25 protein-coding genes and 2 tRNA genes are annotated in these 21874 nt (G+C 65.6%); 18 read left to right on the top strand and 9 right to left on the bottom strand.

Features of this window, described 5'->3' with window-relative positions:
- Positions 1-121: 121 nt before the first annotated feature.
- The 16 genes from ruvC (at position 122) to QM701_RS14390 (ending at position 10710) form a co-directional block, all read left to right on the top strand.
- Positions 122-691, top strand: a complete 570-nt coding sequence (gene ruvC, locus QM701_RS14465; protein ID WP_415167741.1) for a crossover junction endodeoxyribonuclease RuvC — start codon at positions 122-124, stop codon at positions 689-691.
- Positions 692-1267, top strand: a complete 576-nt coding sequence (ruvA, locus tag QM701_RS14460) for a Holliday junction branch migration protein RuvA (RefSeq protein ID WP_415167740.1) — start codon at positions 692-694, stop codon at positions 1265-1267.
- Positions 1267-2343: an AI-2E family transporter gene (locus QM701_RS14455; RefSeq protein WP_415167739.1), complete on the top strand. Its 1077-nt coding sequence runs from the start codon at positions 1267-1269 to the stop codon at positions 2341-2343. Before ruvA ends, QM701_RS14455 begins: the two co-directional genes overlap by 1 nt.
- Before the next feature lies 1 nt (position 2344).
- On the top strand, positions 2345-3418 hold the full coding sequence (ruvB, locus tag QM701_RS14450) for a Holliday junction branch migration DNA helicase RuvB (RefSeq protein ID WP_415167738.1): 1074 nt from the start codon (positions 2345-2347) through the stop codon (positions 3416-3418).
- A 74-nt stretch (positions 3419-3492) separates the two neighbouring features.
- Positions 3493-3948 (top strand): tol-pal system-associated acyl-CoA thioesterase, encoded by a 456-nt coding sequence (gene ybgC, locus QM701_RS14445; RefSeq protein WP_415167737.1) that lies wholly within the window; start codon positions 3493-3495, stop codon positions 3946-3948.
- Positions 3945-4622: a protein TolQ gene (tolQ, locus tag QM701_RS14440; protein WP_415167736.1), complete on the top strand. Its 678-nt coding sequence runs from the start codon at positions 3945-3947 to the stop codon at positions 4620-4622. Before ybgC ends, tolQ begins: the two co-directional genes overlap by 4 nt.
- 12 nt (positions 4623-4634) lie before the next feature.
- The gene (locus QM701_RS14435; protein WP_415167735.1) at positions 4635-5036 is read left to right on the top strand and encodes an ExbD/TolR family protein; all 402 of its coding nucleotides are present in this window, start codon (positions 4635-4637) and stop codon (positions 5034-5036) included.
- 18 nt (positions 5037-5054) lie between these two features.
- Positions 5055-5894, top strand: a complete 840-nt coding sequence (locus tag QM701_RS14430; RefSeq protein WP_415167734.1) for an energy transducer TonB — start codon at positions 5055-5057, stop codon at positions 5892-5894.
- Between the two features lie 104 nt (positions 5895-5998).
- Complete coding sequence (gene tolB, locus QM701_RS14425; RefSeq protein WP_415167733.1) at positions 5999-7297, top strand: Tol-Pal system beta propeller repeat protein TolB; 1299 nt, start codon at positions 5999-6001, stop codon at positions 7295-7297.
- 48 nt (positions 7298-7345) lie between these two features.
- The gene (gene pal, locus QM701_RS14420; protein WP_415167732.1) at positions 7346-7870 is read left to right on the top strand and encodes a peptidoglycan-associated lipoprotein Pal; all 525 of its coding nucleotides are present in this window, start codon (positions 7346-7348) and stop codon (positions 7868-7870) included.
- 1 nt (position 7871) lies between these two features.
- Positions 7872-8660 (top strand): tol-pal system protein YbgF, encoded by a 789-nt coding sequence (ybgF, locus tag QM701_RS14415; protein ID WP_415167731.1) that lies wholly within the window; start codon positions 7872-7874, stop codon positions 8658-8660.
- 4 nt (positions 8661-8664) lie between these two features.
- The gene (gene queE, locus QM701_RS14410; protein ID WP_415167730.1) at positions 8665-9324 is read left to right on the top strand and encodes a 7-carboxy-7-deazaguanine synthase QueE; all 660 of its coding nucleotides are present in this window, start codon (positions 8665-8667) and stop codon (positions 9322-9324) included.
- Between the two features lie 23 nt (positions 9325-9347).
- The gene (locus QM701_RS14405) at positions 9348-9710 is read left to right on the top strand and encodes a PilZ domain-containing protein (protein ID WP_415167729.1); all 363 of its coding nucleotides are present in this window, start codon (positions 9348-9350) and stop codon (positions 9708-9710) included.
- 47 nt (positions 9711-9757) lie between these two features.
- Complete coding sequence (queC, locus tag QM701_RS14400) at positions 9758-10456, top strand: 7-cyano-7-deazaguanine synthase QueC (protein ID WP_415167728.1); 699 nt, start codon at positions 9758-9760, stop codon at positions 10454-10456.
- A 60-nt stretch (positions 10457-10516) separates the two neighbouring features.
- Positions 10517-10592: transfer RNA gene (locus QM701_RS14395), tRNA-Lys, on the top strand.
- A gap of 42 nt (positions 10593-10634) precedes the next feature.
- Positions 10635-10710 (top strand) — tRNA-Lys (locus QM701_RS14390).
- Positions 10711-10755: 45 nt separating this feature from the next.
- On the opposite strand, the gene QM701_RS14385 is transcribed toward QM701_RS14390, so the two are convergent.
- The 3 genes from QM701_RS14385 to QM701_RS14375 all read right to left on the bottom strand — a co-directional run bounded on the left by QM701_RS14385 (position 10756) and on the right by QM701_RS14375 (position 14054).
- Positions 10756-11664, bottom strand: a complete 909-nt coding sequence (locus QM701_RS14385) for a helix-turn-helix domain-containing protein (RefSeq protein ID WP_415167727.1) — start codon at positions 11662-11664, stop codon at positions 10756-10758.
- Positions 11665-11780: 116 nt separating this feature from the next.
- Positions 11781-12011 (bottom strand): peptidylprolyl isomerase, encoded by a 231-nt coding sequence (locus QM701_RS14380; protein WP_415169402.1) that lies wholly within the window; start codon positions 12009-12011, stop codon positions 11781-11783.
- 51 nt (positions 12012-12062) lie between these two features.
- On the bottom strand, positions 12063-14054 hold the full coding sequence (locus QM701_RS14375) for a tannase/feruloyl esterase family alpha/beta hydrolase (protein WP_415167726.1): 1992 nt from the start codon (positions 14052-14054) through the stop codon (positions 12063-12065).
- 294 nt (positions 14055-14348) lie between these two features.
- On the opposite strand from QM701_RS14375, the gene QM701_RS14370 reads away from it, so the two are divergent.
- Positions 14349-15653, top strand: coding sequence for an MFS transporter (locus tag QM701_RS14370; RefSeq protein ID WP_415167725.1), 1305 nt, complete (start codon positions 14349-14351; stop codon positions 15651-15653).
- Positions 15654-15683: 30 nt separating this feature from the next.
- Here the strand turns inward: QM701_RS14370 and trhA are convergent, their stop codons facing one another.
- The 4 genes from trhA to QM701_RS14350 all read right to left on the bottom strand — a co-directional run bounded on the left by trhA (position 15684) and on the right by QM701_RS14350 (position 18895).
- Positions 15684-16301, bottom strand: a complete 618-nt coding sequence (trhA, locus tag QM701_RS14365) for a PAQR family membrane homeostasis protein TrhA (protein WP_415167724.1) — start codon at positions 16299-16301, stop codon at positions 15684-15686.
- Positions 16302-16464: 163 nt separating this feature from the next.
- Positions 16465-17565, bottom strand: a complete 1101-nt coding sequence (locus QM701_RS14360) for an NADH:flavin oxidoreductase/NADH oxidase (RefSeq protein ID WP_415167723.1) — start codon at positions 17563-17565, stop codon at positions 16465-16467.
- A gap of 79 nt (positions 17566-17644) precedes the next feature.
- The gene (locus QM701_RS14355) at positions 17645-18364 is read right to left on the bottom strand and encodes a type 1 glutamine amidotransferase domain-containing protein (protein ID WP_415167722.1); all 720 of its coding nucleotides are present in this window, start codon (positions 18362-18364) and stop codon (positions 17645-17647) included.
- 15 nt (positions 18365-18379) lie between these two features.
- Complete coding sequence (locus QM701_RS14350; protein WP_415167721.1) at positions 18380-18895, bottom strand: SRPBCC domain-containing protein; 516 nt, start codon at positions 18893-18895, stop codon at positions 18380-18382.
- Positions 18896-19009: 114 nt separating this feature from the next.
- Here QM701_RS14350 and QM701_RS14345 point away from each other — a divergent pair, with 114 nt between their 5' ends.
- Entirely contained in the window at positions 19010-19951 is a 942-nt protein-coding gene (locus QM701_RS14345; protein ID WP_415167720.1) for a LysR family transcriptional regulator, read from the top strand.
- 149 nt (positions 19952-20100) lie between these two features.
- On the opposite strand, the gene QM701_RS14340 is transcribed toward QM701_RS14345, so the two are convergent.
- Positions 20101-20835 carry a histone H1-like repetitive region-containing protein gene (locus QM701_RS14340; RefSeq protein WP_415167719.1) on the bottom strand — a complete coding sequence of 245 codons (735 nt, stop codon included), beginning with the start codon at positions 20833-20835 and terminating at the stop codon, positions 20101-20103.
- Between the two features lie 484 nt (positions 20836-21319).
- Positions 21320-21865: a 1,6-anhydro-N-acetylmuramyl-L-alanine amidase AmpD gene (ampD, locus tag QM701_RS14335; protein WP_415169401.1), complete on the bottom strand. Its 546-nt coding sequence runs from the start codon at positions 21863-21865 to the stop codon at positions 21320-21322.
- Positions 21866-21874 lie beyond the last annotated feature (9 nt).

The raw sequence follows: 21874 nt of genomic DNA, 5'->3' as shown, positions 1-21874 counted from the left end.
AATTCCCGCGTCGCGCGACGCGAAATTCCGCACACGTTCATACCTGCCGGGCGGCCCCCCGTAGACTCTGTATACTGTCGACCGCGCGCCCCCGCGCCACGCCACGACGAACCCGCCGACTTTGAATCCGAACCCGCATCGCACGATCCGCATCCTGGGCATCGACCCCGGACTGCGGGCGACCGGCTTCGGCGTCATCGAGAAGACCGGCGCCCGGCTCGCCTACCTGGCCAGCGGCTGCATCCGCACCGACGCCGACGAGGCGCTGCCGGCGCGGCTGGGCACCATCCACGCCGGCATCGGCGAACTGCTCGCGCACTACCAGCCCGAGCAGGCTGTCATCGAAATCGTCTTCGTGAACGTTAACCCGCAATCGACGCTGCTGCTCGGACAGGCGCGCGGTGCCGCGATCGCCGCGCTGGTCGCCGGCGGCGTCGAGGTCGCCGAATACACCGCGCTGCAGGTCAAGCAGGCCGTGGTCGGCAACGGGCACGCGGACAAGGTCCAGGTGCAGCACATGGTGCGCCGGCTGTTGTCGCTGCCCGGCGATCCGAGCCCGGACGCCGCCGACGCGCTGGCCTGCGCCATCGCCCATGCGCACGGCGGGCAGGGGCTCGGGGCTTTGGCGACGAAGGGGTTCAGGGTGCGCAACGGGCGGCTGATCCAGGGAAAAACGAAAGGGAGCGAGTAGATGATCGGGCGTTTGAGCGGAACCCTGCTGGAAAAGACACCGCCGCAGGTGCTCCTCGACGTGCGCGGCGTCGGCTACGAGGTTGACGTGCCGATGAGCACCTTCTTCAACCTGCCGGCGGTGGGCGAGGCCTGCACGCTGCTCACGCACTTCGTCGTGCGCGAGGACGGCCAGTTCCTCTACGGCTTCGGCACCGAGGCCGAACGCTTCGCCTTCCGCCAGCTGGTGAAGATCTCGGGCGTCGGCGCGCGCACGGCGCTGGCCGTGCTCTCGGGGCTGTCCGTCGACGATCTCGCCCAGGCCATCGCGCGCCAGGAGGCCGGGCGGCTGACCAAGGTGCCCGGCATCGGCAAGAAGACCGCCGAGCGCCTGCTCCTCGAACTCAAGGGCAAGCTGGCCGACGCCCTGCCGGCCGCCCGGCTGCCCGCCGAGGACAGCCGGCATGACATCCTCAATGCGCTGCTGGCGCTGGGATACAATGACCGCGAAGCAGCGGCCGTCATGAAACAACTCCCGTCCGAGCTGTCAACGTCGGACGGCATCCGCCAGGCACTCAAACTTCTCGCCAAGCCATAATGCAACAACACATCACCTCCGCCCAGAAACAGATCATCCAGATCGCCATCGTCGCGCTGCTGCTGATCGGCTGCATCGCCGTGCTGCTGCCCTTCACCGGCACGCTGATGTTCGCCGTGGTGATCTGCGTGACCACCGCCCCGCTGCGCGACTACATGCTCAAGCTGTGCCGCGGGCGCAGCCACCTGGCCGCGCTGCTGATGTCGGCCCTGCTGGTCCTGCTGCTGCTCGCGCCACTCGCCCTGCTCTCCGGCACGCTGGCCCAGGGCATCGAATCGGCGGTGCGCTACCTGCGGCCAATCATGGAGACGGGACTGTCCGCCAACCCGCCCCGCTGGCTGTCCGACCTGCCCCTGGCCGGCCCGATCATCGACACCTACTGGCACGAACTCGCCGCCAGCCGGGAGGAAATGAACAACCTGCTGCGCCAGCTGATCGACCCGACGCGCCGGATGGCGCTGGCCACCGTCTCGATCTTCGGCCAGGGGCTGCTGCAGTTGATGCTGGTCATCTTCTTCGTCTTCTTCATCTTCCGCGACGCCGAGAAATACGCGGCTGCCCTGCGCAACGGCAGCCAGAAGCTGGCCGGCGGCCTCGGGCAGCGCATGCTCAAGCTCGCCGCGGGCACGGTCACCGGCGTGATGATCGGCATCGTCGGCACGGCCGCGGCGCAGGCACTGGTGGCCATGATCGGCTACCTGATCGCCGGCGTCCCCGGCGTCGCCATGCTCACCTTCACCACCTTCATCTTTTCCATGGTGCCGGTGATCGGCGCCACGCTGATCTGGCTCGGCGCGGCCTGGTGGCTGTACGACAGCGGCCAGACCGGCTGGGCCATCTTCATGCTGCTGTGGGGCATGTTCGGCATCAGCAGCGTGGACAACTTCATCAAGCCGATCCTCATCTCGCGCACCTCCAGCCTGCCGCTGCTGCTGATCGTCGTCGGCATCTTCGGCGGGGTGATGGTCTTCGGCTTCATCGGCCTGTTCCTCGGCCCGATGCTGCTCGCCCTCGGCCAGGTGCTGATCCGCGAGTGGCTGGCGCTGACCGAATACGAAGAGCAGCCTTCCATCTGACATGATCGAGACCGATTCCTTCGACCGCGCCGGCGACACGCCGACCGACCGCCTGATCTCGCCCGAATCGAAGTCGAGCCAGGAAGACGCCATCGAGCGCGCGCTGCGCCCGAAGCGCCTCGCCGACTACGTCGGGCAGGCCAAGATCCGCGAGCAGTTGGGCATTTTCATCGAAGCCGCCAAGCGCCGCCGCGACACGCTCGACCACGTGCTGCTGTTCGGCCCGCCGGGCCTGGGCAAGACCACGCTCGCGCACATCGTCGCCGCCGAAATGGGCGTCGGCCTGCGCCAGACCTCCGGGCCGGTGCTCGAACGCGCCGGCGACCTCGCCGCCATGCTCACCAACCTCGAACCGCACGACGTGCTGTTCATCGACGAGATCCACCGCCTCTCGCCGGTCGTCGAGGAAATCCTCTATCCGGCGATGGAGGACTTCCAGATCGACATCATGATCGGCGAAGGCCCGGCCGCCCGTTCGGTCAAGCTCGACCTGCCGCCGTTCACCCTGGTCGGCGCGACCACGCGCGCCGGCATGCTGACCAACCCGCTGCGCGACCGCTTCGGCATCGTCGCCCGGCTGGAGTTCTACACGCCCGAGGAGCTGACGCACATCGTCACGCGCTCCTCGCAACTGCTGCAGGTGCCGACGGACGCCGGCGGCGCGCTGGAGATCGCCCGCCGCTCGCGCGGCACGCCGCGCATCGCCAACCGCCTGCTGCGCCGGGTGCGCGACTTCGCCGAGGTCAAGGCCGCCGGGCACATCACCCGCGCAGTCGCCGACGAGGCGCTGTCGATGCTCGACGTCGACCACGGCGGCCTCGACGTGATGGACCGCAAGCTGCTCGCGGCGGTGATCGACAAGTTCGGCGGCGGGCCGGTCGGGGTGGACAACCTCGCCGCCGCGATCGGCGAGGCGCGCGACACCATCGAGGACGTGCTCGAACCCTTCCTGATCCAGCAGGGCTTCCTGCAGCGCACGCCGCGCGGCCGCGTCGCCACGGCCGCCATCTACCGCCATATGGGCCTCGACACGCCATCCCAAAAAACCCAGAACGAGCTTTGGCAGACCCCATGAACATGCCATAAAACAATGGGTTGTCACAAATTCTTACATCAAAACCTTCACAGCGCGCCTAGAATGTTCCGCCCATGAAACACGAACAGAAGCCCAACGCCTTCACCATCCCTGTTCGCATCTACTACGAAGACACCGATGCCGGCGGCGTGGTGTACTACGCCAATTACCTGAAATTCCTCGAACGCTGCCGCACCGAATGGCTGCGCTCCATCGGCCACGGCCAGGCCGAACTGCTGCGCGACCCCGGCATCGCCTTCGTCGTGCGCAACGTCAGCCTGGACTACCTCAAGCCCGCCCGCCTCGACGACCTGCTCACCGTCAGCCTCGAAGTCGAGAAGATCGCGCGCTCGCAGATCTTTTTCCGCCAGCACGTCCGGCGCGGCGGCCCGGCGGGCGAGGACGGCTGGGAAGAGCTGGCCAGCGGCAGGATTCAGATCGTCTGCGTCAGCATCGAGACGGGCTCCGGACAGATGAAAGTCACCTCCATTCCCGCCCCGATGCGGGCTCAACTGGAAGCCATCCAATGAACGTCTCGCAAGACCTTTCCATCCTGCACCTGATTCTCAACGCCAGCGCGGTCGTCCAGTTCGTCATGGCCATCCTGGCCAGCGTGTCCTTCATGTCGTGGTATTACATCTTCCGCAAGTGGTTCACCGTCCGCGAGGCGAGGACGCAGACCGAACAGTTCGAGCGCGATTTCTGGAGCGGCGGCGACCTCAACAACCTGTACCAGAGCGCGGTCAACAACCGCCACGGCACCGGCAGCATGGAGCGCATCTTCGAGGCCGGCTTCCGCGAGTTCGCCAAGCTGCGCAGCCAGAAGAACCTCGACCCCAAGGACATCATCGACGGCTCGCGCCGCGCCATGCGCGCCACCTACCAGCGCGAGGTCGACAACATCGACGCGCACCTCGCCTTCCTCGCCTCGGTCGGCTCGGTCAGCCCCTACGTCGGCCTGTTCGGTACGGTGTGGGGGATCATGCACTCGTTCCGCGGCCTGTCCAACGTCGGCCAGGCCACGCTGTCGGCCGTCGCGCCGGGCATCGCCGAGGCGCTGGTGGCCACGGCCATCGGCCTGTTCGCCGCCATCCCGGCGGTGGTCGCCTACAACCGCTTCTCGCACGAGATCGACCGTCTGGCCACGCGCTTCGAGTCGTTCATGGAAGAGTTCTCCAACATCCTGCAGCGCCAGATGCGCTAGGCGGGAGGAAGCATGCGCGAACGCCGCCTGAAAAACGAAATCAACGTCGTCCCCTACATCGACGTCATGCTCGTGCTGCTGGTCATCTTCATGGTCACCGCGCCGATGATGACCACCGCCAGCATCGACGTGCCGTCGGTCGGCAAGACCTCGCAGGCGCCCGCCGAGGCCCTGCAGGTGAACATCGACGCCAACGAGGCGCTGTCCCTGATGGACAAGGGGGAAAAAACCCCGCTCGGCCGCGACGAACTCGCGCAGGCCATCATCAACGCCCAGCGCAAGGACCCCGAACGGCCGGTGCTGATCGTCGGCCACAAGAACGTCAAGTACGAAGCGGTGCTGCGGGTCATGGACGAGCTCCAGCGCCAGCAGGTCAAGCGCATCGGCCTGCTCGTCCAGCCGACCGGCAAGTAGGCCGGCCCGGAAGCGACAGTGGACAACCTCACCCCGATTACTCCCGAGGAAAAAACCAACGTCACGGCGCTGGTGCTGTCGGCGGCGGTGCACCTGCTGCTGCTCGGCGCGCTGTTCTTCGGCGTGCAATGGAAAAGCCAGTCGCCGTCGTCGGTCGCCGTCGAAGTGTGGCGCGGCGCGCCCGCGCCGGTCGCCGCTCCCAAGCCCGAACCCGCGCCCACGCCCCCGCCGCCGGAACCCAAACCCGTGCCCAAGGCCGAGCCGACGCCGCCGGTCAAGCCGGACATCGCCGTCAAGGACGACAAGAAAAAGAAGGAAGAACCCAAGAAGCCCGAGCCCAGGAAAGAGGAGCCGAAGAAGGAAGAGCCCAAGAAGCCCGAGCCGAAGAAAGAGGAACCCAAGAAGGAAGAACCGAAACGCGAGGTTCCCGACTTCCAGAAGCAGCTCGAACAGGAATTGAAAGACGCACAGCGGCAGAAAGCGGCGGCGCAGACGGCGCAGGATCACCGCGCGGGCCTGGACGCCGAGCTCAAGCAACTCGGGCAGATGCGGGCCGACCAGGCGTCGTCGGCGCGCGCGCGCGGCTTGGCCGACTACGCGGCCAAGATTCGCGGCAAGATCAAGGGGAACATCGTCCTGCCGCCTTCGATCAAGGGCAATCCGGAGGCCATTTTCAAGGTGACCCAGCTGCCTTCGGGTGAAATCATCGACGTCAGGCTCAGCAAGTCGAGCGGCAACAAGCTGCTGGACGACGCCATCGAGCGGGCCATCAAAAAATCCGACCCGCTGCCGCTGCCCGACCAGCCGGGCCTCTTCACCCGCGACCTCGAAGTGAAGTACAAGCCGTTCGACGAATGAACGCGCCCCGCTGCCCGAGAGGGAATTGGAATTACCTTTCGTTACAAATCGTTGCCATGCTCAGACGATATAATCGAAAACTCTTTTCCGGAAGCCTGCGTCCCATGTTTCGACCCTCGCTCTCATTGCGCGGCCTGAGCCTGATCGCGAGCAGCGCTCTGGTCCTTCTCTCCCTGACGTCCCCGGCGCGCGCCGAACTGACCATCGAAATCACCGGCGCCGGCGCCAACCGGATTCCCGTCGCGATTGCCGACTTCGGCGGCGAATTCGGTTCCGCGCGCGCCCTGACCAGCGTCGTGCGCGCCGACCTCGAACGCAGCGGCGTATTCCGGATGGTGGATACCTCGGGCATCTCGATGACCGAAACGACCAGCCCGGGCTTCGGCGACTGGAAAAACCGCGGGGCGGACGCGCTGGCCGCCGGCAGCGTGAAGCCGGACAGCGGGGGCCGCCTCGAAGCGCGTTTCCAGCTGTACGACGTCACCCGGCAGGCGCCGCTCGGCGGCGAAGCGCTGAGCACCTCGTCCAGCATGCTGCGCGCGGCCGGCCATCGCATCGCCGACTTCATCTACGAAAAGCTGACCGGCGAACCCGGCGTCTTTTCCACGCGCATCGCCTACGTCGTCAAGAGCGGCGCGGCGCGCTACGAACTGCACATCGCCGACGCCGACGGGCAGAACGCCCAGGCCGCACTGATCTCGCGCGAGCCGATCATCTCGCCGACCTGGTCGCCCGACGGCGCGCGGCTGGCCTACGTCTCGTTCGAGAACAAGAAGCCGGTGATCTACGTACACTCGCTGGTCAGCGGCCAGCGCGTCGTGGTGGCCAACTTCAAGGGCTCCAACTCGGCGCCAGCCTGGTCGCCGGACGGCCGCCGGCTGGCGGTCACGCTGTCCAAGGACGGCGGTTCGCAAATCTTCCTGATCAACGCCGACGGCTCCGGCGTGCAGCGCCTGTCAACCGGTTCCGGCATCAACACCGAACCGTGCTTCGCCCCCGACGGCCAGACGCTCTATTTCACTTCCGACCGCGGCGGCAGCCCGCAGATTTATAGCACGAGCCTGAACGGCGGCGGCGACCAGCGCGTCACCTTCGAAGGCAGCTACAACGTCTCGCCGCGCATCTCCCGCGACGGCAAGACGATGGCCTTCATCAGCCGGCGCGACGGCGCTTTCCGCCTCGCGGTGATGGACCTGGCCAGCCGCCAGGTGCAGGTGCTGACTGACTCGGCCAAAGACGAATCGCCGTCCTTCGCGCCCAACAACCGCATGATCCTGATCGCCACCGAAGTCGGCGGTCGCGGCGTGCTGTCGGCCGTGTCGGTCAACGGCCGCATCAAGCAGCGCCTTTCCATCCCGGCCGGCGACGTCCGTGAGCCGGCCTGGGGCCCCTACCGTCGGTAACGGACCTTTCGAACAACCGGACATTTTATTGACGCTGGAGATTCATAAATGAAACGCCTCATCATCCCGACTCTTCTCATTCTCCTGGTTGCTGGCTGCAGCTCGACCCCCGATGCCGAACAAGCCGGTGCCCCGGTCGAATCGCGCAGCAATGACGGCAAGATCGCCACCGTTACCGCCAACGGCATGGACAGCCGCAAGCTGCCGCCCGAACTCACCGACCCGAAGAGCATCCTGTCCAAACGCAGCGTCTATTTCGACTATGACAAGTTCGAGATCAAGGCCGAGTACAAGGATCTCGTCGCCGCGCACGCCAAATTCCTGACCAACAACCGCCAGTTCAGGATGCTGATCCAGGGCAACACCGACGAACGCGGCAGCCGTGAATACAACCTGGCGCTCGGCCAGAAGCGCGCCGACGCGGTCAAGAAACAGCTGGTTCTGCTGGGCGCCCGTGAAGACCAGGTCGAATCGGTCAGCCTCGGCGAGGAAAAGCCGAAGAACGCGGGCCATGACGAGGCGGCCTTCGCCGAAAACCGCCGCAGCGACATGCTGTACAGCGGCGAGTTCTGAGATGCCGGCGCGCCGCTTGCGTTTTCGCCCGGCGATTTCCGCGATCGCCCTGCTGCTGGCCGTTTTCGGCACGCAGCAGGCGCGTGCGGGATTGTTCGACGACGATGAAGCCCGACGGCAGGTCAACGATCTGTCGATCAAGGTCAACGAGCGCGTCGACACCCTCTCCAAGGCGCAGATCGAGCTGATGAACCAGATCCAGTCCCTGCGCGAAGAAAACGCCAGGCTGCGCGGCCAGGTGGAAACGCTCCAGTACGAGCTCGAATCCGCCAAGAAGCGCCAGCAGGATTTCTACGTCGATCTCGACGGCCGCGTGCGCAAGCTCGAGACGCCGCCGGCCGCGGCGGATACGGCCCAAGCCGACGGCAGCGCCCCGCCGCCTCCGGCCGATGCGGCGGCGGACAAAAAGCCGTCCGACCCGGCGGCCGAGACCCGCGAATACGAAGCCGCGCTGAACCTCTTCAAGGCCAACAAGCTCAAGGAATCGGCGGCGGCCTTCGAAGCCTTCGCCAAGGCGCATCCCGACAGCACGCTCGCGCCGAACGCCTATTACTGGCAGGGCAATGCGCTCACCGCCCAGCGCGACTGCAAGCGGGCCATCGACGTCTATCGCGTGGTCGTCGCCAAGTGGCCGCAAAACCCGCGGGCGGCGGATTCGCTGATCGGCGTGGCCTCGTGCCAGCAGGAGCTGGGCGATGCCAAGAGCGCCCGCACCACGCTGGAAGCCGTGCTGATCAAGTATCCGGACAGTTCCGCGGCCGCCACGGCCAAACAGCGCCTGAAAAAGTAGCCTGATGGCCGAGCGCCGGACAGAACCATCGCTGCTCGTCAGCGAGATTTTCCATTCCCTGCAGGGCGAGGCTTCGCGCATCGGCCTGCCCACCGTTTTCGTCCGCCTGACCGGCTGCCCGCTGCGCTGCACGTGGTGCGACACCGAGCACGCTTTCAAGGGCGGCCGGCGCATGACGCTGGCGGCAATTGTCAACGCGGTTGCCGGATACGACGCGCGGCAGGTGTGCGTCACCGGTGGCGAGCCGCTGGCGCAGAAGAACTGCCTGCCCCTGCTCGCCGCGCTGTGCGACGCGGGCTACGACGTCTCGCTCGAAACGTCGGGCGCGCTGGACATCGCCGGCGTCGATCCGCGCGTGTCGCGCATCGTCGATCTGAAAGCGCCGGGCTCGGGCGAATCGGCACGCAACCGCTGGCAGAACATCCCGCTGCTGACGCCGCATGACGAGCTCAAGTTCGTGCTCGCCGACCGCGCCGACTACGAATGGGCCCGGCAAGCCATCGCCGAACACGGCCTGGACCGGCGCTGCCCGATCCTCTTCTCCCCCGTGCAGGGTGCAATCGCACCGCGGGATCTGGCGGAATGGATTCTGGCCGACCGCCTGCCGGTACGTTTCCAGCTGCAACTGCACAAGCTGCTTTGGGGTAACATGCAGGGCAAGTGAATCTCCCGCCCAGATCGTCCCCCATGGTCCAAGAACGCCGCAAGTACTCCCGTATCGCCTTCCACGCTCCGGCGACGCTGACCTTTCCCGACCGGACCTGCGAGGCGGTGGTCCTCGACCTGTCGCTGAAAGGCGCGCTGGTCCGCCTGCCCGCCGGAACCACGGCGGCGGATCAGGCGCTCTGCAAGCTGCGCGTGCGGCTCGACGAAACGCTGGCCGAAATCGCCATGGACGCGCGCGTCGTCCATGTGGAAGGCCGTTACGCGGGCCTGCGCGCCGTGACGCTGGACCTCGACAGCATCACGCACCTGCGCCGCCTCGTCGAGCTCAATCTCGGCGATCCGGCCCTGCTCGACCGCGAACTCTCGGCGCTGATCGTCAACTAGTCCGCGCCGCGAAAAAACATTCTCCCGGCGAATCCGCCCGACATGCCATGAACGCTCCATCCGCCACATCCCCGCGCCGCGCCATCGTCCTGCTTTCCGGCGGGCTCGATTCGGCTACCTGCTTGGCCATCGCCCGCGATGCCGGATTCGACTGCTACTGCCTGTCGCTCGACTATGGCCAGCGCCACCGCGTCGAGCTAGAAGCCGCCGGCCGCGTCGCGATGGCACTCGGGGCCAGGGAACACCGCGTCGTGCGCCTCGACCTCGCCGCCTTCGGCGGCTCGGCGCTGACCGACCGCAACATCGACGTCCCGACGGCAGGCGCCGACGACGGCATTCCCGTCACCTACGTGCCGGCGCGCAATACCATCATGCTCTCGCTGGCGCTCGCCTGGGCGGAAGTGCTGGAGAGCCGGGACATTTTCGTCGGCGTCAACGCCGTGGACTACTCGGGCTATCCCGACTGCCGGCCGGAATTCGTCGCTGCTTTCGAACGGCTGGCCAATCTCGCCACCAAGGCCGGCGTGGAAGGCAACCGGATGACCATCCATGCGCCGCTGATCGACCTGACCAAGGCCGAAATCATCCGCCAGGGCAGCGCGCTCGGGGTGGATTACGGCATCACCGTTTCCTGCTATCAGGCGGACGAGCACGGCCAAGCCTGCGGCGTCTGCGACTCCTGCCGCCTGCGCCGCGACGGCTTCCATGCGGCCGGCGTGACCGACCCGACGCACTACGCCGCCTAGCAACCCCTTGCATTGACAGGCATCGGACCGGTCACTATAATCCGCCGTTCCTGTTTTTTTGGGTCGGTAGCTCAGTCGGTAGAGCAGCGGACTTTTAATCCGTTGGTCGGGAGTTCGAATCTCCCCCGACCTACCAGGAAACCCGGAGCCTGATGTATAATCCGGACTCCCATTTCGTGGGGCGTTAGCTCAGTTGGTAGAGCAGCGGACTCTTAATCCGTTTGTCGTAGGTTCGATCCCTACACGCCCTACCAGTATTTCAAAGGCCTGCAGCAATGCAGGCCTTTTTCATTCCGAGTTCAGCTCGGCTCGGACGCGTTATCCGGTTTCGATCGCCTCAACGCCTTGGGGGTGATGCCCGTCACTTGGCGGAATGCACGGGTGAGGTGCGCGTGACTGCAAAAGCCCAGGTCAACGGCAATTTCGGCGAACGATTTCTCCGTCATCAGCATCAGCCTTTGCGCGGCCTCTATCCGGCGTTGCAGTACGTAGCGATGCGGCGGCATGCCGAATGAGGCCGTGAAGCATCGGGAGAAATAATGGGGGCTCAGGTTGACGTCTTCGGCCATCCTGCTGACGCTCAGCTCCTCGCCCAGATTTGCCTCGATATAGTCGATTATTCGCCTTCGATTGCCGGGAGACAGTTTTCCCGAGTACTGGTCGAACCCCCGCTGGTTGCCGTGGTGTTTTGCCAGATAGCCGAGCAGGGCGCAGGACAGGCTTTCGCTGTACAGCCCGCCGTTCGGGCCGCCCTGGCGTGCTTCCGACACGAGTTCGTTCACCAGCCATTGGATCTTCGGGTCGAAGAACTCGTGCTTTGTCGCGATGTTGAAGTCCGAGACCCCTCTCAGCAGCCGATTGACCACGGGCGCGGAAAACCGCACGCCGACGGTAAACCCGGGCGTGCCGTCCCAGCGCGCCCATTCCCGCTGATAATCCCGGCCTTTGAGTTCGATTCCGCCGGGCTTCGTCTCGAGGTCGATCACGTTGCTGTTGTATCGGTACTTGCGCTGGCTATAACCGCTCAAGACCAGGAACAGCATCGGATCAGCCGCGTGCGACGGCCCCCGCTCCTCGGCGCAGGGCAATGGAAAAATGCCGAGCGGCACTCCGCTCCAATGGTCGGGCAGCACCAATAAGGGCTTCTGCTGCGCATCCTTGGCGACGCTGGCTGATGTCGCGATTTCTGTCGATATCCTCTGTTGCATCACGTTCCCCCGATCTGTGATCAACTTTCGGCCATGAATCTCTATGCGGATGGACGGTCTCCCCGGGTGGATCTGCCTTCCGCGGCGCTGGGCCGGTGGGTCGCGCCAATTATTGTTCAATCGATTTTTGCCTGTGTGCGCAGCGAATCGAGAAGCTTCGTTATCAATTGCGCCTGTGCCTGCTGCAACAGCCGTGGCTTGAGCGCCTCGAACGAAGGCCGCTGTGCCGGACGGGAGTCGTCGAGCTGGATCATGTGGAACCCGAACTCCGTCTTGACCGGCGTTTCAGTATATCCCCCCTTGCCCAAGGCCAAGAGTGCGGCGGATAACGAGCCCGTTGCGACAATGCCTGCCCCCGGAAGGAGCCGGCATTGCCTGCGGATTTACAGTGAGATCACTTACTTACACGTATAGCTTGCCGCCGCCTTGACATCGCCGCTGCCGTTGTAAGCAGGCTTGGCGGGATACATGCAGATCGGCATCGAAACCGAGTTGTTCGACGAACTGACGACAATACTGCTCGGCGCCACGCCGTTTTCAACCCAGTTGCGGATTGCGGAGAACAGCTCATCCCGACCCGTCGCGGGTTGCGGCAAGGGCACGTTTTCAAAGACCGGAGTCTTCGTCGCCGGGTCGATCTGTCCGCTGCGCGAGAACGTCGAGTCGTGGGCATACCCCGGGATCATGAACAGGCGATCGAACTTCTGCACTTCGGCGATGCCGCCCATGTAGCCCGCCACGCGCTGGTAGTAGTTGATGGACCCGCCGGGAGGAACGACTTCGTCGTGCCACCCGTGATAGTGCAGGATCTTGCGGTTGCTGTCGCGCGCCGCAGTCAGATCATTGTTGTTCGCCTCGTAATGGCTGAAGTAGAGGTCGTCCATCGCCAGCGCACGATCGAGCACGTCGGCGAACGACGCGTACGTCAGTTCGAGGTATTTGCTTTGCCCGTTGCCGGTGGCGTTGGTGAAGTTCGTCCAGCCGTACGCGGGATTCTGCAGGACCACCGCCACCAGATCGGCGGCAAGCGTCTGCGGGCCGAAAGCGTTCATCGTGGCGAGCGCCGGACCCGTCGGCAGAACCCCCGCCTGGCTGATGCCGGTCAGGTTGCTTCCCCGGGTGATGCCATACCAGAGCTGGTTGCCGGCCAGCGCGATACCCATGCCGTTGCCGTCAACAGACGGATCGGTTGCGTGGCCGTCCCTGGTCCAGCCATACCACACCTTGTTGAAGGCCGTGGCTTCGGCCTTGCTCACACAGGTGCTGCCGTCCGTGTTCGTTCCCGTGACGCCCCCGTTGCCGGTGACGCCGTTGCACAAGGCGGCGGCGTCCTTGGTGGGGTCGTACTTGCACGACAGCGGATCGGCGATCAGCCCGATGCCAAACGTGTCACACGCCTTGACGGCTTGCGCGCTCACGAAATTGGCCTTGGCGGCCGGAATCATCGCGCCGCCGAATTCAACGTTCATGATCATCTGCGGCCACAATGAGCTCAGCGTCACGTGATTGTTGTTAACGACCGGAGCGCCGAGCAGGTAGCCGTCGAAGTCCGTCTGATATTTCTGCACGAGCTTGTAGCCCTGGCGCCCGCCCGTCGATTGTCCGTCCCAGTAGGCGTAAGTGTGTGCCTTGCCATAGTAGGCCGCCGCCAGCGCCTTGGTGGTAATCGCCTGGACGTGCATGCTGCGTTCGGAAAAATCTTTCCACAGGACGATGTTCGGCGTGCCATCGACTTTCATTGCCCAAGTGAAGGTGCCGCCCCCCAGGTTACCGGTCGTTCCGCCGACGTGCCCACCGTCCGAATGGCTGACGACGTAGCCTTTCCCGAAGGCGGCGACGTGAGAAGCTGTACCCTGACCCGAGTTCGGCCCCAGTTTCGTGATGTCGGTATGGAAACCTCCGCCCGCGCCACCGGACCCATAGGCGCGAATGATGTTGTTCCAGGCGGTTTTTTCCGGCAGCCAGACCTCGATCCCGATGCCCTGCGACCAGGACGGAGCGCTGCTCGGCTCGGAGGTGTACCCCGGACCGACGACCAGCTTTACCAGGCAGACGTCCGCAGAGGCGACGAGCGGCGCGACGGACGACGGGAGCGTCGAGTCGGGCAGCGCCAGCTTGTCGCCCTTGCTGAAGTGCTTGACCAGCAGCACCTTGGTGTCGCCGCCCAGTTGCGCGGAATCCTGTTTGAAATTCTTGGCGATGCTGTCATCGCAGTTCAAGGTCGTGGGCTGGACGACGCTGGCATCGTCGTCGCTCCCGCCGCCGCCACCCAGACAGCCCGCCAGCAGCACGGACGTCCCCAGGACGCCGCAGAACGCCAATGCGTGCAGATTTCCCTTGGGCAGACGCGCCACCCCCACAGTCGTGCCCTTTTTTATCCGGTAATGCATGATCCCTCCACTGGTGAACGGCGTAATGACCGTGAGCAGAGGATATAAAGCCCGGTAGGTCCGGACTCTCACAAAACGGTGAACGGACTTGCACAAACATGACTTTCGATGGAGGCGGGACGCCCTCACGCGCTTTCATCTGCCGTACACTCCGCGTGTCGATTACCAAACAAAAAATCTTCAACGGCGTGGGAGCGCCAATCGATTTCCCATGAACGGACGCCACCGGCCAAAGCCCGCAGAACGGCCTTTGCCATGTACGGCGTCCCCACGGTGACAAGGAGAGGAATTGCGATGAGGCAAGACGATTCTCCTCTGCACACTCCGGCGGCCTTGCGGGCCGCCTGGGCGGTCTGGCTGGCCAACGCCTTGCAGTTTTACGATTTTTTCCTGTTCGGCACGGCAACCGTGCTGTATCTGGGGCCGGTCTTTTTTCCCGACACGGAACCGGAACTGGTCGAACTCGCCGCCTTCGCGTCGATAGGCGCGGGATTCCTCTCGCGGCCGCTAGGCGCGGTGCTGCTGGGCCATCTGGCCGACCGGTACGGCAGGCGCAGCGTCATTGTCTCGGCCCTGGTGCTGATGGGCATTTCGACGGCGGCCATGGGCATGTTGCCCTCCTATCGGCAAGCCGGCCTATGGGCCCCCATTTTATTGATCGGCCTCAGGCTTCTGCAGGGGATCGCCATCTCGGGCGGACATGCGAGTTCCAGCGCCCTGGTGCTCGAACTGGCCAGCGCCGAACGGCGGGGCGTCTATGCCAGCCTGGTGCTCAGCGGCACTCAAATCGGCGTCATCGGTTCCAGCCTAGTGTTCATCCTGCTGTCTTTGTTCATGCCCGAGCAGGACATCCGCGCGTGGGGATGGCGGATTCCCTTCTGGTCGAGCCTGGCCCTGGTTGCCGTCGGCATCTGGCTGCACTACGTTCTGCCGGAAAGTCCCCGGCTCGGTCCCCGTTCCGTCCAAGGAGGCCGCCCGCCGCCTTTCCGAATGCTGTGGGCCCGGTTCAGGAAAGAAGTCGGCAAGGTCGTTCTGGCCGCGCAGATCTCCGTGGTCAGCATCATTTTCGGCGTTTACTCGTTGTCCTGGGCGGTGCGGTATACCAAAGTGACCCAGGCGACCATGTTGTGGCTCATGACGGTGAACGCGATGATTGCCGTCCTGGCCATCCCGCTGTGGGGATACCTGTCGGATCGAATCGGCCGGCGGTCGATCTTTCTCATCGGCGCGGCCGGCTGCTGCATCCTGGTCTGGCCGTATTTCTGGTCGCTGGGCGCGGGGAATGCCCCGCTCGCCTTTTTCCTGGGCATCACGCTCGCCGGCGTCTTCTACAGTGCCGCCAATGGCGTCTGGCCCTCCTTGTATGGCGAGATGTTCCCCAGCCCGGTCCGGGTTTCCGGCGTGGCGATCGGCACGCAGATCGGCTTTACCCTGGCCGCGCAGGCGCCCGCGCTGGTGGCCTTCATCGCGCAGCGAACGCCCTCCGACTGGACTTACGCTGCTCTGCTGACCAGCGTCTGCTGCAGCGTGTCGGCGAGCGTGATCTTCCTGACCCCCGAAACCTATGACAAGACGATGCAGGAACTGGACACGAGATAGGCGCCGGGGCGGCGCTTTCCCTGCCGGGAATCAGAGCACGTACAGGGCGATCGCGACATAGTGCAGGGCGCTGCCGCCCAGCACGAAGAGGTGCCAGATTCCGTGCCAGTGCGCGAACCGGTGGTCATAGACGTAGAAAACGACGCCGGCGGTATAGACGATCCCGCCGGCGGCCACCCAGGCGAAACCGCTCAGGGTGATCGCGTCGATGATGGGAAAGGTCGCGAGCAGCGCGATCCAGCCCATCAGCAGGTAAATCACAAGGGAAAGCCTTCTCGCCCCTTTTCCCAGCCAGAACTCCTGCACGATGCCCGCCACGGCCAGGCCCCAGATCGCGCCGAAGAGCCACCAGCCCCAGTCGCCGCGCAGGCTGACGAGTGCGAACGGCGTGTAAGTGCCGGCGATCAGCAGGTAGATGGAACCGTGGTCCAGTTCGCGGAACACCGCCTTGAGCCGGCCGCGGGTGCTGTGGTACAGCGTGGAGAAGCTGTAAAGCAGTACCAGGGTCGTGCCATAGATCGCAAAACTGACGATCTTCCATGCGTTGCCCGTCAGCGAACCGAGCACGATCAGCACCACGCTTCCCGCGAGGGCAAGCAGCGCGCCGGCAAGATGGCTGTAACCGTTGAATCGCTCACCGTAATACATCGTCTGTCCTTTGCTTCGCCTCTTCGATACCCGCGGGCGTCCGGCGATGAAGGGGGCCGTGCCCGGGTATCCTCGGAACAGTATAGGCGACCGAACGACCGCCGTCCGTTTCCGCTTCCACCGGACGGCCCCGCCCGTCCGCGAACGGGCGTCCTGAATCCGCTCAGGCGTTCGGCCGGTACCTCTCCAGCCAATGCGCGTACGGCGCGGGGAGCACCCACGAGGCCCGCGCCTCCTGCAATCGCAGGGCGGCCTGGTAGGGCCAATGCGGATTGGCCAGATGCACGCGGCCGATCATCACCAGATCCATCTGCCGTTCGGCCACCACCCGGTTGGCCGTCTCCGGCGCATCGATGCCCCAGGAGGACGCCACCGGCAGACCCGTCTCGCGGCGGACCCGCTCGGCGACCGGCGCCAGGAAGGCCGGTCCCCAGGGAATGTCGGCCTCGGGAGTGGAGAAACCGACGCTGACGTTGAGCAGGTCCAGGCCCTCCTCGCGGAAGGCGCGCGCCAAACGGATCGATTCCGCCAGCGTCTCCTCGTCCCTGCCGTCGTACTCGATGACGCCGAAACGCGCCGTCAGGGGAAGATGCTCCGGCCATTCGCGGCGCACCGCGGCCAGCGTTTCCAGCAGAAAACGGCTGCGTCCGTCGAAACCGCCGCCATACGCATCGGTACGCCGATTGGAATGCGCGGAGAAGAAGCTCTGCGCCAGATAACCGTGGGCGAAATGCAGTTCGAGCCACTCGAAGCCGGCCTCCCGCGCGCGCCGCGCCGCCGCCGCGAAATCGCCGCGCACGCGGGCGATCCCGTCCAGGCTCATGGCGCGGGGCACCCGAGGCAGATTGGCGCCGAAGGCGACGGCGGACGGGGCGAGCGGCGTCCAGCCCCGCGGGTCGCCTTCCGGCAGGTGGTCGTCGCCTTCCCACGGCCGGTTGGCGCTGGCCTTGCGCCCGGCATGGGCGATCTGGATGCCCGGCACCGCGCCGCCGGCCTTGATCGCCGCGGCGATGCGCGCCAATCCCGCGGCCTGCTCATCGTTCCACAGCCCCAGGCAGGCCGGCGTGATGCGCCCTTCCGGCGCCACGGCGGTCGCCTCGACGATGACCAGACCGGCGCCGCCGCGCCCCAGGCTGCCGTAATGCACCCAGTGCCAGTCGTTGCTGAAGCCGCCTTCCGCGCTGTACTGGCACATGGGCGGAATGGCGATGCGGTTGCGCAGGGTGACGTCCTTGAGTTTGAAACTGGAAAATAACGCGGACATGATGATGGCTTTCGGAAAAAACGGAACGGCACACCCTGCAAGGCGTGCCGTCCACGGGTTGATGAATCGGGTTACGGGATCATCTGGAAGCTTCGGCCTGAGCGGATTCTCCCAGAGCTTCCAGCACCAGGCGGGCGGCCGCCTCCGACGACGCCGGGTTCTGCCCGGTGATCAGGCGCCCGTCGCGCACGGCGCAGGGCTGGAAATCGGGGCCGGACACGTATTCTGCGCCCAATTCCCGCAAGCGGCTTTCCAGCGCGAACGGCACCGCATCGGCGAGCCCCGCGGCGGCTTCCTCCGAGTTGGTGAAGGCGCTCACCCGGCGCCCCGCCACCAGCGGCCGGCCCGCGGCGTCCTTGACGTTCACCAGCCCGGCCGGGCCATGGCAGACCGCCGCGACGACCTTGCCGTCCGCCCAGGCCCGGCCCAGGAGATCGGCCAGAGCCCGGCTCCCGGGCAGATCCCACATGGTGCCGTGACCACCGGGCAGAAAGACCGCCGCGTAGTCGTCGGCGGCCAGTTCATCCACCTTTCCGGCGTTGGCGATTTTCTGCATCGCCGCTTCGTCCCGCAGGAAACGTTCGACGCTGGCCGGGTTCTTTCCGGACGGATGCAGCGAGTGCGGATCGACGGGCACCCGGCCGCCATCGATGGACGCGATGTCGACCGCCACGCCGGCATCGACGAAGGCGTAGTACGGGGTGGACAGTTCCTCGAACCAGACGCCCGTCGGCGCTCCGCCGGCACCCATACTCGCCTGCGAGGTGAGCATCATCAGAATCCTGGCGACATGAGCCATCGTGTCATCCTCCCTTCAAGTCCCGGCCGCCTGCCGGGCGCTGCGCGCGAGTCCCTCGATCCACGCCTGGTGGGCATTGAGCATGGGGTTGGGCAGAGTCGCCGCCAACTGCCGGGCCGGCCCGCCGCGCTGGGTTTCCTGCGTGAGGATGCGCACCCGGCCGCCCGGCAGATCCTCGAACAGCCAGGCATGATGCACGTCCAGACGAGTCTCGGCATCACCCTCCACCCAGCCGTGCCAGGCGATCCGGCCCGGCGCGCCCGGCGCTGGCGGCGCGTGCTCCGTCACTTCCGCCTCGACCGGGAAGCCGAAGGTGGTAAAGCGGAAACGGGTGGCGAGGCACAATGCGGGGCCCGCCCCGTCATGCAGGACGATGTCCGCCGCGTTGCCGTAGTAGGACGGCCACAACGCGGGGCGGTCGATCAGCGGCCACACCTGCTTCGCCTGCAGGCCATGCACGATGATTTCGTTGGAGACGTAATTGTCGGTCATGCCCGGGAGATACCCCTCGGGCCAGATGATGTCGCTCATGGTGTTCCGTTCCTTTGCAATGGTTTCCGCCTGGTACGAGTGAACTTTATTCGACTTCGTCGAGGCAATAAACTTACGCAAAACCATTTCTTTTATTACATCGAGGAACAAATCGTGGGGACTTTCAATCCGGTGCAGTTGAGCAGCATCGAGCTCTTCTGCAAGGCGGCCGAACTGGGCAGCTTCACGGCCGCCGCCGAATCACTGGGCCTGACGCCCGCCTCGGTCAGCCGTTCGATCAAGCGCCTGGAGGAACGGCTGGGAACGCGCCTCTTCTCGCGCACCACCCGCAGCGTCCGCCTGACGCACGAGGGCGATCTGTACCGGCAGGAATGCCAGCGCGCGCTGGAGCAGATCGCCGAGGTCGAACGGGCCATCACCGGCAACCAGAAGGTCCCCAGCGGCCTGCTGCGCATCAGCGTGGGAACGCTGTATGCCAACTACCGGCTGCTGCCCCTGCTGCCCCGCTTCACCGAAGCCTACCCCCAGGTCAACCTGGAACTGAGCCTTTCCAACCGGGTGGTGGATCTGGTCGACGAGGGGTTCGATCTGGCGATCCGCCTGGGCACTCCGCGCGATTCGCGGCTGATCGCCCACCAACTGGAGGATGCTTCCGTCGGCATCTTCGCCACCCCGGCCTACCTGGCCCGCAAGGGAATCCCCCGCAGCCTGGAAGAGCTGGCCGGCCATGACCGCATCCAGTTCGTGCTGCCCAGCACCGGCCGCTCCATGCCCTGGATTTTCAGGGATCGGGAAGGCCGGGAAATCGACTACACCTTCCGCAGCCGTCTGCGCGTCCTCGACGACGCATTGGGGTGCATCAGCTGGTGCGCCGCCGGCGGCGGCCTGTTCCAGATTTATCATTTCATCGCCGAACCGGCGGTCGGGCGGGGAGAACTGGTGGAGGTCCTGCAGGACTACGGCGGACGCTCACGGCCGTTCTCGATCATCTATCCCCAGAACCGCCACCTGTCCGCGCGGGTTCGTGCCTTCGTCGACTTCATGCTTGCCACGCTGCGCCAGGAACGCGGCCGGCCCGCAAGCCCAAGGCCATGAGCATTTTGCCGCCGCGATTCTTCCCGGTGGCGCCGCGCCCCCATTTCATCCCTTTCGTCATACACCAAAAAAATGAGGCGCCGCATCGACGCCTCATTCGATCATCCGCCGCAGGCGATGCCCATGGGCTGCCGCCTGCGATGCCCCGCTTACTTCGGACGCGATCCGGTGGGGAACGGCCAGGCACCGCTTGGATTCAGCGCCGACTTGATGCCGGGAGTGGCTGCGGTCGATGGCGCAGGGGCGGTGGGTTCGGGCGGGGGCGCCGCTACTTTTTTTGCGCCTGCGGCCTTCGGTGCCGCGGCCTTCGGTGCTGCAGCCTTTTTCGCGGCGGGCTTGGCAGCCGCCTTGGCAGGCGCCGGCTTGGCGGCCGCGGCCTTGGGCGCCGCGGCTTTCTTGGCTACCGGTTTGGCGGCGGGCTTGGCGGCAGCTTTGGGCGCGGCGGCCTTCTTCGCCACGGGCTTGGCGGCGGGCTTGGCGACGGCCTTGGGCGCCGCAGCTTTCTTGGCTACCGGCTTGGCGGCGGGTTTCGCGGCAGCGGCCTTGGGCGCGGCGGCCTTCTTCGCAACCGGCTTGGCAGCGGGTTTGGCGGCGGCCTTGGGTGCCGCGACTTTCTTCGCTACGGGCTTGGCGGCAGCAGCCTTGGGCGCGGCGGCCCTCTTCACGGCGGGCTTGGCAGCGGCGGGCTTGGCGGCGGCCTTAGGCGCCGCGACTTTCTTCGCGGCCGGCTTGGCGGCGACAGCCTTGGGAGCGGCGGCTTTCTTGGCCGCGGGCTTGGCGGCAGCAGCCTTGGGAGCGGCGGCCTTCGGGGCAGCAGCCTTCTTTACGGCGGGTTTGGCGGCCGGCTTGGTCGCCGCCGCGGTTTTCTTCACGCTTGTTGCCATGGTCAACCTCCTTTAAGGGCAAAAGGAACATCTAGCTTAGAGGTGCTGCGAACTTCGGTCCGGAATGGCCGAACCATTCAAGGCGCGCCCGGATGGAGCGCTGATTGAATCTTCTGGCGATGCTCGATGCTGAATGCCGGTTTTGCCGAACGGCGGGGAAGAAGGTTGCCGACAAGCTCGGTGAGGGAGCTGAAGAGTGCCGGCGAAGAGGCTGGCGGCTGTGATGGTAGTTGCTATGCAATCCAGTTACATCCGTCTCATGTGTGCCACTGAAATGCGCCGCCGGATCGCGGCGGCCGGTCGGCCCGAAGCAGTGTTGCCAACAAGCGATGCGGCCGGAACGGCGAACCCGGTGCTACTACATATTGTGCCGCCGTCCGATTTTCCGACTAATTGTAGTAATGGGTATGACTTGACGCAAGGTGTTTTCTGTGCGTCGTGTTTCTTGTCATATGGGGTGTCGCAATCGAGCAACGCCGGCGGGTCATGCGGCGACGCGCGGTGGCATGCCCGCGACGGCCAGGCGCCGCCAGGCGAAGCACGGACCGGGATCGGTCTTCCGTGCGGGTGCGATGTCGGCGTGGCCGGCCAGCGCGACGACGGGGTAATACGCGCATATCCGCCCGATCAGGCCGACGAGCCGGGCGTACTGCACGTCTTCGAACGGCAGCTCGTCGCAGCCTTCGAGCTCTATGCCAATGGAGAAATCATTGCAGCGCTCCCGTCCTTGCCAGCGCGAGACGCCGGCGTGCCAGGCGCGCCGGTCGCAGGAGACGAACTGGATCACCTCGCCGTCCCGGCGGATCAGGAAGTGCGCCGAGACCCGCAGCACGCAGATGCCGGCGAAATAGGGATGGGCGCCGGGATCGAGCGTATTGGTGAACAGCCGCTCGATGTCGCCGCCGCCGAACTGCGACGGCGGCAGGCTGATCGCATGGATCACGATCAGCGAGACGGCCTCGCCCTCGGGGCGGTCGTCGCAGTTGGGCGACGGCACGCGGCGAACGCCGTCGAGCCATCCGTCCGTCATCGTGCCGGC

The organism is Propionivibrio sp., assembly GCF_047602565.1.
In the GTDB taxonomy this organism is placed as follows: Bacteria; Pseudomonadota; Gammaproteobacteria; order Burkholderiales; family Rhodocyclaceae; genus Propionivibrio.
Note: the sequence above shows the minus strand (reverse complement) of the source record. Positions and strands in the feature narration are given on the sequence as shown.

Coding starts and splice junctions, on each gene's coding strand:
- QM701_RS14340 (WP_415167719.1), bottom strand. CDS start 20,835: ATGGCAACAAGCGTGAAGAAAACCGCGGCGGCGACCAAGCCGGCCGCC.
- QM701_RS14435 (WP_415167735.1), top strand. CDS start 4,635: ATGCGCGAACGCCGCCTGAAAAACGAAATCAACGTCGTCCCCTACATC.
- QM701_RS14385 (WP_415167727.1), bottom strand. CDS start 11,664: ATGCAACAGAGGATATCGACAGAAATCGCGACATCAGCCAGCGTCGCC.
- tolB (WP_415167733.1), top strand. CDS start 5,999: ATGTTTCGACCCTCGCTCTCATTGCGCGGCCTGAGCCTGATCGCGAGC.
- queC (WP_415167728.1), top strand. CDS start 9,758: ATGAACGCTCCATCCGCCACATCCCCGCGCCGCGCCATCGTCCTGCTT.
- QM701_RS14455 (WP_415167739.1), top strand. CDS start 1,267: ATGCAACAACACATCACCTCCGCCCAGAAACAGATCATCCAGATCGCC.
- QM701_RS14350 (WP_415167721.1), bottom strand. CDS start 18,895: ATGAGCGACATCATCTGGCCCGAGGGGTATCTCCCGGGCATGACCGAC.
- tolQ (WP_415167736.1), top strand. CDS start 3,945: ATGAACGTCTCGCAAGACCTTTCCATCCTGCACCTGATTCTCAACGCC.
- trhA (WP_415167724.1), bottom strand. CDS start 16,301: ATGTATTACGGTGAGCGATTCAACGGTTACAGCCATCTTGCCGGCGCG.
- queE (WP_415167730.1), top strand. CDS start 8,665: ATGGCCGAGCGCCGGACAGAACCATCGCTGCTCGTCAGCGAGATTTTC.
- QM701_RS14360 (WP_415167723.1), bottom strand. CDS start 17,565: ATGTCCGCGTTATTTTCCAGTTTCAAACTCAAGGACGTCACCCTGCGC.
- pal (WP_415167732.1), top strand. CDS start 7,346: ATGAAACGCCTCATCATCCCGACTCTTCTCATTCTCCTGGTTGCTGGC.
- ybgF (WP_415167731.1), top strand. CDS start 7,872: ATGCCGGCGCGCCGCTTGCGTTTTCGCCCGGCGATTTCCGCGATCGCC.
- ybgC (WP_415167737.1), top strand. CDS start 3,493: ATGAAACACGAACAGAAGCCCAACGCCTTCACCATCCCTGTTCGCATC.
- QM701_RS14405 (WP_415167729.1), top strand. CDS start 9,348: ATGGTCCAAGAACGCCGCAAGTACTCCCGTATCGCCTTCCACGCTCCG.
- ruvB (WP_415167738.1), top strand. CDS start 2,345: ATGATCGAGACCGATTCCTTCGACCGCGCCGGCGACACGCCGACCGAC.
- QM701_RS14375 (WP_415167726.1), bottom strand. CDS start 14,054: ATGCATTACCGGATAAAAAAGGGCACGACTGTGGGGGTGGCGCGTCTG.
- QM701_RS14370 (WP_415167725.1), top strand. CDS start 14,349: ATGAGGCAAGACGATTCTCCTCTGCACACTCCGGCGGCCTTGCGGGCC.
- ampD (WP_415169401.1), bottom strand. CDS start 21,865: ATGACGGACGGATGGCTCGACGGCGTTCGCCGCGTGCCGTCGCCCAAC.
- ruvA (WP_415167740.1), top strand. CDS start 692: ATGATCGGGCGTTTGAGCGGAACCCTGCTGGAAAAGACACCGCCGCAG.
- QM701_RS14355 (WP_415167722.1), bottom strand. CDS start 18,364: ATGGCTCATGTCGCCAGGATTCTGATGATGCTCACCTCGCAGGCGAGT.